The sequence below is a fragment of the Actinacidiphila sp. bgisy160 genome, assembly GCF_965342435.1.
Classification (GTDB): Bacteria; Actinomycetota; Actinomycetes; order Streptomycetales; family Streptomycetaceae; genus Actinacidiphila.
Genome location: NZ_CBDRCM010000008.1, coordinates 41504 through 56210, shown reverse-complemented (window position 1 = coordinate 56210; position 14707 = coordinate 41504). Strand labels below are relative to the sequence as shown.

12 protein-coding genes are annotated in these 14707 nt (G+C 70.9%); 4 read left to right on the top strand and 8 right to left on the bottom strand.

What is annotated here, in order from left to right; all coding sequences use genetic code 11:
* Nucleotides 1–55: 55 nt before the first annotated feature.
* The 4 genes from ACRWNP_RS09945 (at nt 56) to ACRWNP_RS09930 (ending at nt 4026) form a co-directional block, all read left to right on the top strand.
* Entirely contained in the window at nt 56–1132 is a 1077-nt protein-coding gene (locus ACRWNP_RS09945; protein ID WP_431960693.1) for an HpcH/HpaI aldolase/citrate lyase family protein, read from the top strand.
* A complete protein-coding gene (locus tag ACRWNP_RS09940; RefSeq protein WP_431960692.1) occupies nt 1129–2001 on the top strand; it encodes an HpcH/HpaI aldolase/citrate lyase family protein in 873 nt (290 codons plus the stop codon). Before ACRWNP_RS09945 ends, ACRWNP_RS09940 begins: the two co-directional genes overlap by 4 nt.
* A gap of 167 nt (nt 2002–2168) precedes the next feature.
* Nucleotides 2169–3791, top strand: coding sequence for an acyl-CoA carboxylase subunit beta (locus ACRWNP_RS09935; protein WP_431960691.1), 1623 nt, complete (start codon nt 2169–2171; stop codon nt 3789–3791).
* Between the two features lie 16 nt (nt 3792–3807).
* The gene (locus tag ACRWNP_RS09930; protein ID WP_089224994.1) at nt 3808–4026 is read left to right on the top strand and encodes an acyl-CoA carboxylase epsilon subunit; all 219 of its coding nucleotides are present in this window, start codon (nt 3808–3810) and stop codon (nt 4024–4026) included.
* Between the two features lie 168 nt (nt 4027–4194).
* Here the strand turns inward: ACRWNP_RS09930 and ACRWNP_RS09925 are convergent, their stop codons facing one another.
* From ACRWNP_RS09925 to ACRWNP_RS09890, 8 genes are all read right to left on the bottom strand, one after another.
* Nucleotides 4195–4773, bottom strand: a complete 579-nt coding sequence (locus ACRWNP_RS09925) for a GTP-binding protein (RefSeq protein WP_360911084.1) — start codon at nt 4771–4773, stop codon at nt 4195–4197.
* Nucleotides 4754–5320: a DUF742 domain-containing protein gene (locus tag ACRWNP_RS09920; protein ID WP_431960690.1), complete on the bottom strand. Its 567-nt coding sequence runs from the start codon at nt 5318–5320 to the stop codon at nt 4754–4756. The genes ACRWNP_RS09925 and ACRWNP_RS09920 overlap by 20 nt, the downstream gene beginning before the upstream one ends.
* A 71-nt stretch (nt 5321–5391) precedes the next feature.
* Nucleotides 5392–5805 carry a roadblock/LC7 domain-containing protein gene (locus ACRWNP_RS09915; RefSeq protein ID WP_018562059.1) on the bottom strand — a complete coding sequence of 138 codons (414 nt, stop codon included), beginning with the start codon at nt 5803–5805 and terminating at the stop codon, nt 5392–5394.
* Between the two features lie 9 nt (nt 5806–5814).
* Nucleotides 5815–8928 carry a nitrate- and nitrite sensing domain-containing protein gene (locus ACRWNP_RS09910; RefSeq protein ID WP_431960799.1) on the bottom strand — a complete coding sequence of 1038 codons (3114 nt, stop codon included), beginning with the start codon at nt 8926–8928 and terminating at the stop codon, nt 5815–5817.
* A 462-nt stretch (nt 8929–9390) separates the two neighbouring features.
* Nucleotides 9391–10002, bottom strand: a complete 612-nt coding sequence (locus ACRWNP_RS09905; protein WP_431960689.1) for a GTP-binding protein — start codon at nt 10000–10002, stop codon at nt 9391–9393.
* Nucleotides 9983–10390, bottom strand: a complete 408-nt coding sequence (locus ACRWNP_RS09900; protein ID WP_431960688.1) for a DUF742 domain-containing protein — start codon at nt 10388–10390, stop codon at nt 9983–9985. The genes ACRWNP_RS09905 and ACRWNP_RS09900 overlap by 20 nt, the downstream gene beginning before the upstream one ends.
* 76 nt (nt 10391–10466) lie before the next feature.
* On the bottom strand, nt 10467–10880 hold the full coding sequence (locus tag ACRWNP_RS09895; RefSeq protein ID WP_431960798.1) for a roadblock/LC7 domain-containing protein: 414 nt from the start codon (nt 10878–10880) through the stop codon (nt 10467–10469).
* Nucleotides 10881–10889: 9 nt separating this feature from the next.
* A complete protein-coding gene (locus tag ACRWNP_RS09890) occupies nt 10890–14375 on the bottom strand; it encodes a sensor histidine kinase (protein ID WP_431960687.1) in 3486 nt (1161 codons plus the stop codon).
* Nucleotides 14376–14707: the final 332 nt, after the last annotated feature.

Sequence of the window (14707 nt, the reverse complement as noted above, 5' to 3'; positions counted from 1 at the left end):
GCGGATCATAAAGTGAGCGCCGTACGCTCCCCACCCTCGAACCCTGGGAGACCGCATGCGTTCCGCGAAGGACTTCTTCCGACCGCTGGCCGTGGGGGCCCCGGCCCCCGTACGGGAAGTACCGTTCCGGCCGTCGCGGATGATCCACTTCTTCGACCCGAGCAACGAGAAGATGGCGGCGAAGGTCCCCTCCATCGCCCCCAAGGTGGACGTCCTGCTGGGCAACCTGGAGGACGCGGTGTCCGCCGACCGCAAGGAGGCCGCCCGGGCCGGCCTGGTCGCCACGGCCAAGACCCAGGACTTCGGCGACACCCAGCTGTGGACCCGGATCAACAGCCTCGACTCTCCGTGGGCGCTGGACGACCTGCTGACCCTGGTCGCCGAGATCGGTCACAAGCTCGACGTCGTGATGGTGCCCAAGGTCGAGGGCGCCGAGGACATCCACTACGTCGACCGGCTGCTCGCCCAGCTGGAGGCCAAGGCGCGCATCGAGCGGCCGATCCTGGTCCACGCCATCCTGGAGACCGCGACGGGCGTCGCGAACGTCGAGGAGATCGCCGGGGCCAGCCCCCGGATGCAGGGCATCTCTCTCGGCCCGGCCGACCTCGCGGCGAGCCGCCGTATGAAGACCACCCGCGTCGGCGGGGGGCACCCGGGGTACCTCGTGCGGGAGGACCCCAAGGACCCCGGGATGGAGCTGCCGCGACTGACCTTCCAGCAGGACCTGTGGCACTACACGATCGCACGCATGGTCGACGCCTGCGCCGCGCACGGGATCCTGCCGTACTACGGCCCCTTCGGCGACATCAAGGACACCACCGCCTGCGAGGACCAGTTCCGCAACGCCTTCCTGCTCGGCTGCGTCGGCGCGTGGAGCCTGCACCCGGGACAGATCGACATCGCCAAGCGGGTCTTCTCCCCGGCGCCGGCCGACGTGGCCTGGGCGCGCCGGGTCATCGACGCCATGGGCGACGGCACCGGCGCGGTGATGATCGACGGCAAGATGCAGGACGACGCCACGGTCAAGCAGTGCCACGTCGTCGTCGAGCTCGCCGAGGCGCTGGCCGCCCGCGACCCGGAGCTGGCCGAGGCCTACGCGGCCGCGTACAAGGAGCAGGAGCACAACCGATGACCGACGCGATCCTGCGGCCGCGCCGCTCCGTCCTCTACATGCCCGGCGCCAATGAGCGCGCCCTGGAGAAGGCGAAGGTCCTCCCCACCGACGCGCTCATCCTCGACCTGGAGGACTCCGTGGCGCCCGACGCCAAGCCCGACGCCCGCAAGCGGGTCGCCGCGGCCGCCGCCTCCGGCGCGTACGGGTACCGGGAGGTCACCATCCGGGTGAACTCGCCCGGCACGCCCTGGCACGAGGACGACCTGCGGGCCGCCGCCGAGGCGGGCCCGGACGCCGTGGTGGTTCCCAAGGTCGACTCGGCCGCCACCGTGCACGCCATCGAGCGCGCCCTGGAGGCCGCCGGCGCCCCGGACCACACCGCCATCTGGGCGATGGTGGAGACCCCCCGCGCGATGCTGGACGCCCGAGCCATCGCGGCGGCCTCGGAGCGGCTGCGCGTTCTCGTCATGGGCACCAACGACCTCGCCAAGGAACTGCACGCCGAGCACATCCCCGGCAGGGCCCCGCTGCTCACCGGGCTGTCGCTGGCCCTGCTGGGTGCCCGAGAGGCCGGCAAGGTCATCCTGGACGGCGTCTACAACGACGTCACCGACGAGACCGGCTTCGAGGCGGAGTGCGTCCAGGGCCGGCAGTTCGGCTTCGACGGGAAGACGCTGATCCATCCCGGGCAGGTGGAGATCTGCAACAGGGTGTTCGCTCCCTCGAAGGAGGAAGCCGACAAGGCCCGGCGCGTCATCGAGGCCTTCGAGGAGGCCGTGGCCGAGGGCCGCGGGGTGGTCACGGTGGACGGCCGGATGATCGAGAACCTCCATGTGGATGACGCCCGGCGTGTCCTTGCGCTGGCCGAGGCGGTATCCGGAAGGTAGCGCTCCCGTTGAGTCCGGGTGGACGACCGCTACAAAGAAAAGGTCCCGCACGTGCCGTGCGGGGCCTTTCTTGTGTTGGTTCTGTCCAGATGCTCCATGAAGCGGGTCCGGACACTGTACGAAGTCGACGCCGATTTTGACGGCCCTCCGCTCGTATGGTCGATGGCATGAGCGTTTTGGACGAGGTGCCGACCCAGCCCGCCGAGGCCGAAGGGGCCGACGAGGCCGCGCAGCCGGCGAACGACGCCCGCGGGCGCGTCGCGGAACTGCACGCCATCCGCGAGCAGGTCCGGCTCGGCCCCAGCGAGAAGGCCACCCAGGCCCAGAAGGCCAAGGGCAAGCTGACCGCGCGCGAGCGCATCGAGCTGCTGCTCGACGAAGGCTCCTTCAACGAGGTGGAGCCGCTGCGCCGGCACCGCGCCAGCGGGTTCGGCCTGGAGGCGAAGAAGCCCTACACCGACGGTGTCATCACCGGTTGGGGCACCGTCCACGGGCGGACCGTCTTCGTGTACGCCCACGACTTCCGGATCTTCGGCGGCGCTCTGGGCGAGGCCCACGCCAGCAAGATCCACAAGATCATGGACATGGCCATCTCGGCCGGCGCCCCGCTGGTCTCGCTCAACGACGGGGCCGGCGCCCGTATCCAGGAGGGCGTCTCGGCGCTCGCCGGCTACGGCGGCATCTTCCAGCGCAACACCCGCGCCTCCGGTGTGATCCCGCAGATCTCCGTGATGCTCGGCCCCTGCGCCGGCGGCGCCGCGTACTCCCCGGCCCTGACGGACTTCGTGTTCATGGTCCGGGAGACCTCCCAGATGTTCATCACCGGCCCGGACGTGGTCCAGGCCGTCACCGGCGAGAAGATCTCCCAGAACGGGCTCGGCGGCGCCGACGTCCACTCCGAGGTCTCCGGTGTCTCGCACTTCGCGTACGACGACGAGCAGACCTGCCTGGAGGAGGTCCGCTACCTGCTGTCGATGCTGCCGCAGAACAACCGCGAGAACCCCCCGTCGGTCCCCGCCGCGGATCCGGCCGACCGGCGCGGCGACGTCCTGCTGGACATCGTCCCGGCCGACGGCAACCGCTCCTACGACATGCACCAGGTCATCGAGGAGCTCGTCGACGACGGCGAGTACCTGGAGATCCACGAGCGCTGGGCGACCAACATCATCGTGGCGCTGGCCCGCCTCGACGGCCAGGTCGTCGGCATCATCGCCAACCAGCCCGCCTCCCTCGCCGGCGTCCTCGACATCGAGGCCAGCGAGAAGGCCGCGCGGTTCGTGCAGATGTGCGACGCCTTCAACATCCCGCTCATCACCCTTCTGGACGTCCCCGGCTTCCTGCCCGGCGTCGACCAGGAGCACGGTGGCATCATCCGGCACGGCGCCAAGCTGCTGTACGCGTACTGCAACGCGACCGTGCCGCGGATCTCACTGATCCTGCGGAAGGCGTACGGAGGTGCCTACATCGTCATGGACAGCCAGTCGATCGGCGCCGACCTGACCTACGCCTGGCCGACCAACGAGATCGCCGTCATGGGCGCCGAAGGCGCCGCCAACGTGATCTTCCGCCGCCAGATCGCCGAGGCCGACGACCCCGACGCCATGCGCGCCCGCATGGTGAAGGAGTACAAGTCCGAGCTGATGCACCCCTACTACGCCGCCGAGCGCGGCCTGGTGGACGACGTGATCGACCCCGCCGGGACGCGTGAGGTCCTCATCCGCTCGCTCGCGATGCTGCGCACCAAGCACGCCGACCTGCCGTCCCGCAAGCACGGCAACCCGCCCCAGTAAGGGAGAGACGAACCCCGTGAGCACCCCTGCCGACAGCACCTCCGCCGCGCTCGTGCGCGTGGAGCGCGGCCACGCCAGCGACGAGGAACTGGCCGCCCTGACCGCTGTCCTGCTCGCCCGCGCCGCGGCCCAGGGCCAGGACGCGACCGACTACGTCAAGCCCCGCTCCACGGCCGGCTGGCGCCGCCTCGAGCGGCAGTCCGGCTTCAGCGCGCCGCACAGCTGGCGCAGCTGACCCTCCGGCCACCTACGGCGGCGCGGCACCCCCTGGGCGCCGCGCCGCCGTCGTCGTACCGCAGGAGCGGTCGTCCCATCCCCGGGGCCACACGGCCGAGCCGGTACGACGCGAAGGCCCCGCACATGGCGTGCGGGGCCTTTCGCGTCGTACCGGAAGCGGGAACCGCTACCGCAGCCGCGCCATCAGCGCGTGCTCGACCAGCGTGATGAGCGCGCTCTTCGCCTCGCCGCGGTGACGGGCGTCGGTGGTGATGATGGGGGCCTCGGGGCCGATCTGGAGGGCCTCGCGGACCTCCTCGGGGTTGTACGGCTGGTGTCCGTCGAAGCCGTTGAGGGCGATGACGAACGGCAGGCCGCTGTTCTCGAAGTAGTCGACGGCCGGGAAGCAGTCGGCCAGCCGGCGGGTGTCCACGAGGACGACCGCGCCGATGGCGCCGCGCACCAGGTCGTCCCACATGAACCAGAAACGGTCCTGGCCCGGCGTACCGAACAGGTAGAGGATCAGGTCCTCGTCCAGCGTGATGCGGCCGAAGTCCATCGCCACGGTCGTGGTGGTCTTGTCCGGCGCGTGCGTCAGATCGTCGATCCCCGCGGAGGCGGAGGTCATCACGGCTTCGGTACGCAGCGGGTTGATCTCCGATACGGCACCGACGAACGTGGTCTTGCCCACGCCGAAGCCGCCCGCCACCACGATCTTCGCCGAGGTGGTTGAGCGAGCTGGACCGCTAGAGCTTGCGAAGTCCACTGAGCACCCTTTCGAGCAGTGTCACGTCTGGCTGTCCACCCGAGGCGTCGTCGCCACCGGGCTGGTGAATGGCGACGAGCCCGGCCTCCGCCAGGTCGGCGACGAGGATTCGGGCGACGCCGAGGGGGATGGAGAGGAGCGCGGAGATCTCCGCGACCGACTTGATCTCCCGGCAGAGGATGCAGATCCGCTGGTGCTCCGGCAACTGGCCCCGCAGCTGGACCGGGTCAGCGGTCGTGCTGACCAGTGCCTCGATGGCGAGCTGGTAGCGCGGCCGGGTGCGGCCGCCGGTCATGGCGTAGGGGCGTACCAGACCGGACGGCGGCTTGGAACGCCCGGTCTGCGCTGTCCGAGGCGGTGGCGCCTGCGGAGGTTCGTACGGCTGGATCCTCGGCTGCCGGTGCGGCGGCATGGGGCCCGGACCGGGGTTCCCCCCACCGTAGGAGGGGGGCGGCTCCTGGCTCGGTGCCGAGGGGAAGTCGAACCGCTTGAGGGGCGGCTGCTGTTGGTGATTGCCGTACTGATCTCCGCCTGGGGGCGTTGCCACGGTTCCTCCTCCAGCTGGGTAGCGCGTCTGAAAACCCTACGGGTCCCCAGACGCGCCCGCATGCCTGTCCGTTAGTTGAGCAGGCTGCCCTGCAATTCCGCACGCAGATCGGGGGTGAGCACATTGCCCGCCCGGTCGACCAGCAGGGCCATCTCGTAGCCCACGAGGCCGATGTCGCACTCCGGGTGCGCCAGCACGGCCAGCGAGGAACCGTCCGAGACGGACATGATGAAGAGGAAGCCGCGCTCCATCTCGACGACGGTCTGGTTCACGTGGCCGCCCTCGAAGATGCGCGAGGCACCCGCGGTCAGCGAGGTCAGACCGGAGGCCACCGCGGCCAACTGGTCCGCGCGGTCCCGCGGGAATCCCTCGGACATCGCCAGCAGCAGGCCGTCGGCAGAGACCACAACCGTATGGGAGACCCCCGGGGTCTGGTCCACGAAACTGGTGATCAACCAGTTCAGGTTCTGTGCCGCCTGGCTCATCGGACTCAACTAACGCTCCTGGTGCTTGGGGCCGAAGCCCTGGCCGTTCGTGTCAGTTCCCGCAGTGCGTCCCTGCTGGACGCCGCGCCGCAGATTGCTCAGCCGGCCGCGGACGTCCTCGGGTGCACGGGAGACCATCGGTCCGCCCTGCGGAGTCTGCTGTGCGGTACCCGGGACCAGGTTGGCCTTGGGGACCCGCCGGGGCAGGCCGGAGGGGGTGACCCCGCCCGCCTTGGGCTTACGGGCCTGTTCGGCCCGCTGCCAGTTCTCGTCGTTCGTGGAGCGCCACTCGGTGGACTCCCCGTCCGACGCCGGTGCGGAGGGCGCCGGCTGTGCCGGGAAGCCGTCCGCCGACTGGGGCTCCGGCTGCGCCGGGGCCGCGGGGCCGGACTGCTGCCATCCGCGGTCGCGCCGCGGCAGGCCCGCGTCGGTCACCGAGGAGTGCAGCGGGCCGGTGGCCGGACCCGGTCGGTCGAAGCCTACGCGCTCGGGGGCCTCGAAGGGGGCGGCTGTGACGGAATCGGCCGCGGCCTGGGCCGGGAAGCCCTGGGTCTGGGCCGGCTGCGGCAGCTCGCCGCCGGGTGCCGGCGTCCACTGCTCCTGGGCGTAGCCGTTCTGCTGCTGCCACTCGTCCTGGGCGTAGCCGTTCTGCGGGGCGGGGTACCCCTGCTCGGTGTAGCCGCCCTCGGCGAACGCCGGCTCCTGGAAGCCGGGCTGCGCGTCGAAGCCGTGCTGCTCCTGGAACGGCTGGGCCTGCGGCTCCTGGTAGCCCTGTTCGGCGTAGCCGTTCGCCTGGAAGCCGCCCTCCTGGAAGCCGCCCTCCTGGAAGCCGGCCTCCTGGAACGCGGTCTCGGAGCCGGCCTCCTGGTAGCCGCCCTGGAAGTCCTGCTCCTGCGCGTCCCCCTCGAAGGGCGCGCGCTCCGCGGTACGGTCACCGGCCGCGGCCCCGAGCTGGGCGCGGCGCTGGTCGCGCATGAGCGAGCGGCCGACGGGGTCGAGTGAGCGGGCGTCCTCGGGGCCGTCGGGGCGGTCGTAGCGCGAGTCGTCGAAGCCGAGCTCCGCGGCGGTCGGCCCATAGGCGGCCAGCTGCGGGGTCTCGAGCTCCGGCACGATCCGGGACACGGTGAAGTCGTCGTCCAGCGGCATCTCCTCGCCGCCGCCGCCATGGGTGATCGGCTCGGGGAGCATCACCAGCGAGGTGGTGCCGGCCTGCTCACCGGACGGGCGGAGCTGGACGCGGATGCCGTGCCGGTCGGCGAGACGGCCGACCACGAACAGGCCCATGCGCTTGGAGATCGACGCGTCGACGATCGGCGGGTCGGCCAGCTTGTGGTTGATGTCCGCGAAGTCCTCGGCGGTGAGGCCGATGCCCTTGTCGTGGATCTCGACCATGACGCGGCCGTCGGGCAGCCGGGTGGCGGTGACCCGCACCTTGGTCTGCGGCGAGGAGAACGTGGTGGCGTTCTCCAGCAGCTCGGCCAGCAGGTGCACGAGGTCGGTCACGGCGGTGCCGTGGATCTCGGTCTCCGGGATGCCGACCAGCTCGATGCGCTCGTACGCCTCCACCTCGGAGGCCGCGGCGCGGAGCACGTCGACCAGCGGGACGGGCTGGTTCCAGCGGCGGCCGGGCTCCTCGCCCGCGAGGACCAGGAGGTTCTCGCCGTTGCGGCGCATACGGGTCGCCAGGTGGTCCAGCTTGAAGAGGTTCTCCAGCTGGTCCGGGTCCGCCTCGTTGTTCTCCAGGTCCGTGATCAGCGTCAGCTGGCGCTGGATGAGGCCCTGGTTGCGGCGGGAGAGGTTGGTGAAGATCGCGTTGACGTTGCCTCGCAGCAGCGCCTGCTCGGCGGCGAGCCGCACGGCCTCGCGGTGGATCTGGTCGAAGGCGCGCGCGACCTCGCCGATCTCGTCGTTGGAGGTGATCGGGATCGCCTGGACGCGGGTGTCGACCTTGCCCGGGTCGGTGCGGGAGAGCTGGTCGACCAGGGCGGGCAGGCGCTGCTCGGCGACCTCGAAGGCCGAGGTGCGCAGGCGGCGCATGCTGTTGCTCATGGAGCGGGCGACCATCGCGGCCACGATGAAGGCGATGATCAGCGCGACCAGCACGACGGCGGAGTTGACGATGGCGTCGATGCGGGCGCTGTCGGCGATGTCGCTCGAGTCGTTGTACGCCTGGTTGGCCAGGTGCTGCTCGACGTTCTTGTAGGCGTCGAAGGCGAGGGTGGTCGCACCGAACCAGCTCTCCGCGGTCACGCCGTCGGCCTTGAGCTCCTCGGGGCTCGCGCCGGAGGCGATCTTCCTGATCATCTCCTCCAGAGCCGGCGGCGCCTTGAAGGGCTGGCCCGCCTGCTTGGCGGCCTGGGCGGCCTGGGCGACCTGCTCCTTGCCCTTCTCCAGAGCCGCGGCCTGCTCGTCCTGCAGACGCAGGTAGTCGGCGTCGGTCCCGCCGCCCCGGTACTCCTCGAGGGCGACCTGCTGGAGGTAGGCGTACGAGGTGAAAGCGGTGAGCTGGAGCTGCAGTTCGCCGCCTGCCAGCTTCCTGCGGTCCTCGACGAGGAGGTGGGTGCCGATGGAGCGGGTCAGCGACTCGGCGGCCTTGGCCAGCTCGAGCGCGTAGAGGGTGCGGCCGTAGGAGGCGACGCTGGTGGTGCCGAAGCCCAGTTCGTTGGCGAGCTCCATCAGCGGGTGCTGGACCTCGACGTACTTCTCCTCGGTCTGCACGCCCGGGAGCTGTCGGGTGAAGGCGGTGTCGCGCAGCTTCGTCAGGACCTTCTCACCCTCGCGGATGTTCGCCACGCGGCGCTGCAGCCGGTCGTTCACGGGCAGTTCGGCGGCGGCGGCGTCGAACTTCGCGGCGGCCTGGTCGGTGGCCGCGCGGGCCGCGACGACGTTCTTGTTCTCGGTGTCGCCGGCCAGCAGGGGAACGACGCTGAGGTCGCGTTCGTTCAGAATGGCGTTGGCATAGTCCACGGCGGCGCGCACGGCGTTGGCGGTCCGCACCGCGTCGTCGGCGTCCTGCCAGGTCTGCACCGAACTCTGCACCCGGAAGCCGCCGAAGACCAGGGCGACGAGCACCGGGATGAGGAGGATGACGTTCAGGCGGGTGGCCACCCGCCAGTTGCGCATGGCGAAGCGGCTGCCCGTGCTCGCCACCGGCTCGGGAGCGGTGGCGACCTCGGGGGCGGCGGCCTCGACCGTGCCGTGTCGCGCAGGCGGGGTGAAATTGCCACGCGGGTGGTCCGCGGGACCCGGCTCTGCTCGCCTCGTGTTCCTCACTCGACCAACAACCTCTCGGCGACGGCGCGGGCGGCGCCGTTCGTACTCTCGGGTTTCGATGAATTCCAGCACGTCATGGGGGTGCTCCACAAACGTCCGGCGAGGAGTGTGAAGTCATGATCACGCGCCGGTTAAAAGGGGCATAAGCATAAAGCGGTGGCAATTCACTGGGTAGATGTGTGCGCAGTGAAGCCGATTGGGCGCGGGCGGTGTTCGGGTTGTTCCGATTCGCGGTCGAAACGTTATGAACAGAAGGACCGGCCATGTCAAAAGACACAGCCGGTCCATACGCGAAGTGGCAAGCTGGAACGCTTACTTGAGGCGAGCGAGCAGCGCGTGTTCCACGAGCGTGATGAGCGCGCTCTTCGCCTCGGCGCGGTGCCGGGCGTCTGTGGTGATGATGGGAGCGTCCGGGCCGATCTGCAGCGCTTCCCGGACCTCGTCGGGCGTGTACGGCTGGTGGCCGTCGAAGCCGTTGAGGGCGATGACGAACGGCAGGCCGCTGTTCTCGAAGTAGTCGACCGCGGGGAAGCAGTCGGCCAGCCGGCGGGTGTCGACCAGGACGACGGCGCCGATGGCACCGCGGACCAGGTCGTCCCACATGAACCAGAACCGGTCCTGGCCCGGCGTACCGAACAGGTACAGGATCAGGTCGTCGTCGAGCGTGATACGACCGAAGTCCATGGCCACGGTCGTCGTGGTCTTGTCGGCCACGTGCGTCAGATCGTCCACGCCCGCGGACGCCGAGGTCATCACGGCCTCCGTACGGAGCGGGTTGATCTCCGAGACCGCTCCGACGAACGTGGTCTTGCCCACGCCGAAGCCACCCGCCACCACGATCTTCGCCGAGGTGGTGGACCGGGCCGCGGGCGGCGCACCGTACGCCGCCTGCTGCTGCCCCGGCCTAGAGCTTGCGAAGTCCACTGAGCACCCTTTCGAGCAGTGTCACATCAGGCTGTCCGCCGGCCTCGCCACTGCTCGGCTGGTGGATGGCGACCATACCGGCCTCAGCCAGGTCGGCCACCAGAATCCGGGCCACCCCCAGCGGGATCCCCAGCAGTGCGGAGATCTCGGCGACCGACTTGATCTCCATGCACAGGTGGCAGATGCGCTGGTGTTCGGGGAGCAGCCCCTGGAAGGCTCCCGGGTCCGCAGAGGTACTGACCAGTGCCTCGATGGCGAGCTGGTAGCGCGGCCGGGTGCGACCACCGGTCATGGCGTACGGCCGCACCAGCGGCTGGTCGCCTTCGCCCCCGTACGGCGCATGGTGGGGCGCGCCGTACGGGCCGGGCGAGGCGGGCGGCGGGGTCATGAATGGTCCTCCGGGTAAGAGCGGACGCGTGTCGCGAGTAGTCATGGGGCGTGCATTCGGCTGGGCTCCGGGGAGCTCAGCCCATCAGGCTGCCTTGGAGTTCTGCGCGCAGGTCGGGTGTGAGAACGGCGCCCGCCCGGTCGACGAGCAGGGCCATCTCGTAACCCACGAGGCCGATGTCGCACTCCGGGTGCGCCAGTACGGCCAGCGAGGACCCGTCGGAGATCGTCATCAGGAGGAGGAAGCCGCGTTCCATCTCCACGACGGTCTGGTTGACGCTGCCGCCCTCGAAGATGCGGGAGGCGCCCGCGGTCAGCGAAGTGAGACCGGAGGCCACGGCCGCCAGCTGGTCGGCACGGTCACGGGGGAAACCCTCGGACATGGCCAGCAGCAGGCCGTCGGCGGATACGACAACGGTGTGGGACACCCCGGGGGTGTTGTCCACGAAGTTGGTGATCAACCAGTTCAGATTCTGTGCCGCCTGGCTCATCTGACTCAACTAACGCTCCTGCTGGTGAGTGGTGCCAAAGCCGCGGCCGTCGGTCATTCCCGTACCGGCCTGGCGACCCTGCTGGATACCGCGACGGAGGTTGGTCAGGCGTCCGCGCACGTCGTCGGGGGCCCGGGAAACCTGCGGACCGCCCTGTGGGGCTTGCTGGGGAGCACCGGCTCCCGGGACGAGGTTGGCCTTGGGGACCCGCCGGGGCAGGCCCGAGGGGGTGACCCCGCCCGCGGACGGCTGTCGCACCTGGCCGGCGCGCTCCCACACCTCGTCGTTCGGTGAGGAACGCCACGTCGCCGGTTCGCGTCGCGGGGGCTGCGGCGGCTGCGCCGGCTGTGCCGGGTGCGAGGGCGGCGCCGGGTACTCGGCGGCGCGGGACCGCTGCGGCTGCTGGGGGTGCTGCTGCGGCGCGGGCTGCTGCGGACGCTGCGGCGGCCGGGTCGGCGCGCCGGCACCGGGGCCGTTGCCGTTGCGCTGAGGGGCGACCGGGCCGCTTTCGACGTGCACCTGCTGCATGCGCTCCGCGCGACCGGTGCGGAACCAGTCCGACTCGAGGGAGTCGAAGATCGGGCTCGCCTCGTCCCCGCGTACGGGGGCCGGGGGCAGCGCCATAGGCTCACTGGCGGCCGGCAGCGGCTGCCGGTCGGCCTGCGGCGCCGTGGGTTGCTGCTGCTGGCCGGCACCGGGGCCCTGGGCGTACGCGGCGGAGTGCCGCGGCCCCTGCGGCGCTGCCGGGGCGGGCGGCGGGGTCTGCGGGACGTGCGGGGTCTGCGGCGGAGCCGCGGGGCGCTGGAAGACGTCGCTGCGGGTGAACTGGCCCTGCTGCTGCGGGACCTGTCCACCGTGCTGCGGCATCGCCGGCGCCTGCGGGGCCTGGGGCATCTGCGGGGCCTGCGGCATCTGCGGGGCCTGGGGCATCTGCGGACCGCCGTACCCCTGCGGGGCGTGCGGCATGGCGTTGAAGTCCGGACGCTCGAACTGCGCCGTGGACTCCAGGTCTTCGTGACCGCGCGGCATGTCGGCCTCGGGGCCGTGGGCCGCGCCCATCGGCTGCGGCGCAGCCGGACGCTGCGGCGGAGCCGCGTGCCGCTGCGGTTGCTGCTGCGGCCTGCCCTGGCCACCCGGGACCTGCTCGTTGGCCCAGCTCGGGCCCGAGCGCTGCGGGCCGGGCGCCGCCGGAGCACCGGGGCCGCCCGGACGGCCGCCCTGCGGGCCCGTACCGGGACCGGAGTTGAGCGCCGGACGTGCGGCGGAACCGGACACCTGGCCGCGCTGCCCTCCGCGGTGCATGCCGGCCAGCCCCGTGCCTGGGGCGCCGGCGCCCATGGCCGCCGCGGGACCGCCCGGAACCGCGTCGGGGGCACCGCCCGGCTGCTGGCCGCGGTTGCCCGCGCCGGGCTGCGGCTTGGCGCCGCCCTGGGTGACGTCCACCGGCAGCATGACGAGCGCGGTGGTGCCGCCCGAGTCGGACGGACGGAGCTGGATCCGGATGCCGTGTCGCAGGGACAGGCGGCCGACCACGAACAGACCCATGCGGCGGGAGACGGAGACGTCCACCGTCGGCGGGTTGGCGAGCCGCTCGTTGATGTCGGCGAGGTCCTCCGGGGAGAGGCCGATGCCGGTGTCGTGGATCTCGATCAGCACGCGGCCGTCGGGCAGCGCGTGACCGGTGACCCTGACCTTGGTCTGCGGGGAGGAGAACGAGGTCGCGTTCTCCAGCAGCTCTGCGAGCAGGTGGACGAGGTCGTTGACGACGCGGCCGGTGACCTCGACGGCCGGCACCGAGGTGAGCTCGATGCGCTCGTACTGCTCCACCTCGGAGGCCGCGGCACGGAGGACGTCGACCAGCGGGACCGGGCGGGTCCAGCGGCGGCCGGGCTCCTCGCCCGCGAGGACGAGGAGGTTTTCGCCGTTCCGGCGCATACGGGTCGCGAGGTGGTCGAGCTTGAAGAGGCTGGACAGCTGGTCCGGGTCGGCCTCGCGGGACTCCAGTTCGGAGATCAGGCTCAGCTGACGCTGGATCAGGCCCTGGCTGCGGCGTGAGAGGTTGGTGAACATCGCGTTGACGTTCCCTCGCAGCAGCGCCTGCTCGGCGGCGAGGCGGACCGCCTCGCTGTGGACCTCGTCGAACGCGCGGGCCACCTGGCCGATTTCGTCCCGGGTGTGGATGCCGATCGACTCGACCGAGGTGTCGACGTCCTGCGGGTCGGACTCGGAGAGCTGCTTGACCAGCTCGGGCAGTCGCTTCTGGGCGACTTCCTGGGCGGTGTCCTGCAGCCGGCGCAGCGAGCGGACCATGGAGCGGGCGACGACGAAGGCGCCGACGACCGAGATGCCGAGCACGAGGAGGATCAGCGCACCGCTGATGATCGCCTCTTGCTGGGCCTCGTCGCGCAGCTTCAGGGCCTGCTGCTGCATCTGCTGCAGCAGGGTCTGCTCGATCTGGCCCATGAGCTGGAGCTTGGTCTTGGCGTCGTCGTCCCAGTCCAGGTAGGTGCCCTGGAAGTTCTGGATGCTCGACTCGGAGGCCGCGATGCGCTCGGCCTGCTCGTCGACCTTGGTGACGATGTCGTTGCCGCCGCTCAGGCCCTTGAGGAGGTCCTCGGAGTTCGCGCGGCCGTAGATCTGGCTGAACTGCTTGAGTTCCGTGCCCTCGGAGCGGTGGGCGCCCGCCAGGTAGCGGTAGTCGTTGGCGCTGAGGCGGCGGTCGTTGGCCAGCGCGGCACTGACGACGGCGCGCTGGATGGAGTCGTACTCCTTGGCGGCGGAGAACGCCGCCAGCGCGCGGGTGCTGGCGATCATGTCCGAGTTACCGGTGGCCTCGGCCATCTCCTGGGAGAGGTCGATCAGCGACTGGATGAGCTCGTCGTACTCGCTGACCGTCTGCGCGATGTAGCCGTCCTGCTCGTACGCACCCTCACGAATGGCGCTGAGGGAGCCGAGCTGACGGTTGATCGCGGTCAGGGAGGCGTTGACGCCCGTGAGGTCCGGCGAGACCTCGTTGGAGGCGTTGACGAAGGCCGTGCGCGCCAGCTTGGTCTTCTGCAGGGCCGCCTGGATGTTGTCGTCGTTCTCGTCCCGGGGCTTGCTGGACAGCGGGCCGGCCGAGACGTCTCGCTCCTCCTGGAGCGCGGCGGCGAGCTTGGTCGCCTGCTCCGTGAGGTCGGTCAGCGAGGTCATGGCCTCCAACTGCTGCACGTTCTCCAGCGAGCTCTGGATGCGCAGGGCACCCAGCGTGGTCGCGGCGACCACCGGCAGCGCGAGCAGCGACACCAGACGAGTGCTGATGCGCCAGTTGCGCATGGCTATTCGGGAGCCGTGCTTCGGGCCGGTGCGCACACCGCTCCCCGGCGTGGCGCCGCTCTGCGCGCCCGCGGTTCCGGCGTCTGCGGTCTCATCCCGGCGGGTGGGGCCGTGTTCGGTCCCACCGCGCTGTTCCGGGTCGCCCGCAGCGCCGCCATCCCTCTTGAAACGTCCCTGCACTAGCGTCGCAACCTCTGGACCAGGCGTCCCCCGCACGGGCGGCAGGACGGTGTCGAGTCTTCGGAGTCCCGCCCTCCCCGGCGGATACCCATTGGCCGCCGCCGCTCGGCGATCGCACGCTCCCCCCTGCGCGCCGGCATCTGTTGATACGGCGGTCCGGGGAATTCCAGCACAGTGCCGCACGTCCAACAAGGGCCGACAGGTTTCGAGTGGAACACGTGACTCAGCGCGTCCGGGTGATCACGCGGCGTCGGTGCGCTTTCGGATGTCTTCCGGCAATCCGGGCTTTCTCCAGGGGTGTTGGGGCATCCCGGCCGGTGCCCGGCTGTCAC

Bases quoted from the DNA above. Each gene is read 5' to 3' on its own strand.
- ACRWNP_RS09945 (WP_431960693.1), top strand. From the start codon at position 56: ATGCGTTCCGCGAAGGACTTCTTCCGACCGCTGGCCGTGGGGGCCCCG.
- ACRWNP_RS09940 (WP_431960692.1), top strand. From the start codon at position 1,129: ATGACCGACGCGATCCTGCGGCCGCGCCGCTCCGTCCTCTACATGCCC.
- ACRWNP_RS09935 (WP_431960691.1), top strand. From the start codon at position 2,169: ATGAGCGTTTTGGACGAGGTGCCGACCCAGCCCGCCGAGGCCGAAGGG.
- ACRWNP_RS09915 (WP_018562059.1), bottom strand. From the start codon at position 5,805: ATGAGCCAGGCGGCACAGAACCTGAACTGGTTGATCACCAGTTTCGTG.
- ACRWNP_RS09910 (WP_431960799.1), bottom strand. From the start codon at position 8,928: ATGCGCAACTGGCGGGTGGCCACCCGCCTGAACGTCATCCTCCTCATC.
- ACRWNP_RS09900 (WP_431960688.1), bottom strand. From the start codon at position 10,390: ATGACCCCGCCGCCCGCCTCGCCCGGCCCGTACGGCGCGCCCCACCAT.
- ACRWNP_RS09895 (WP_431960798.1), bottom strand. From the start codon at position 10,880: ATGAGCCAGGCGGCACAGAATCTGAACTGGTTGATCACCAACTTCGTG.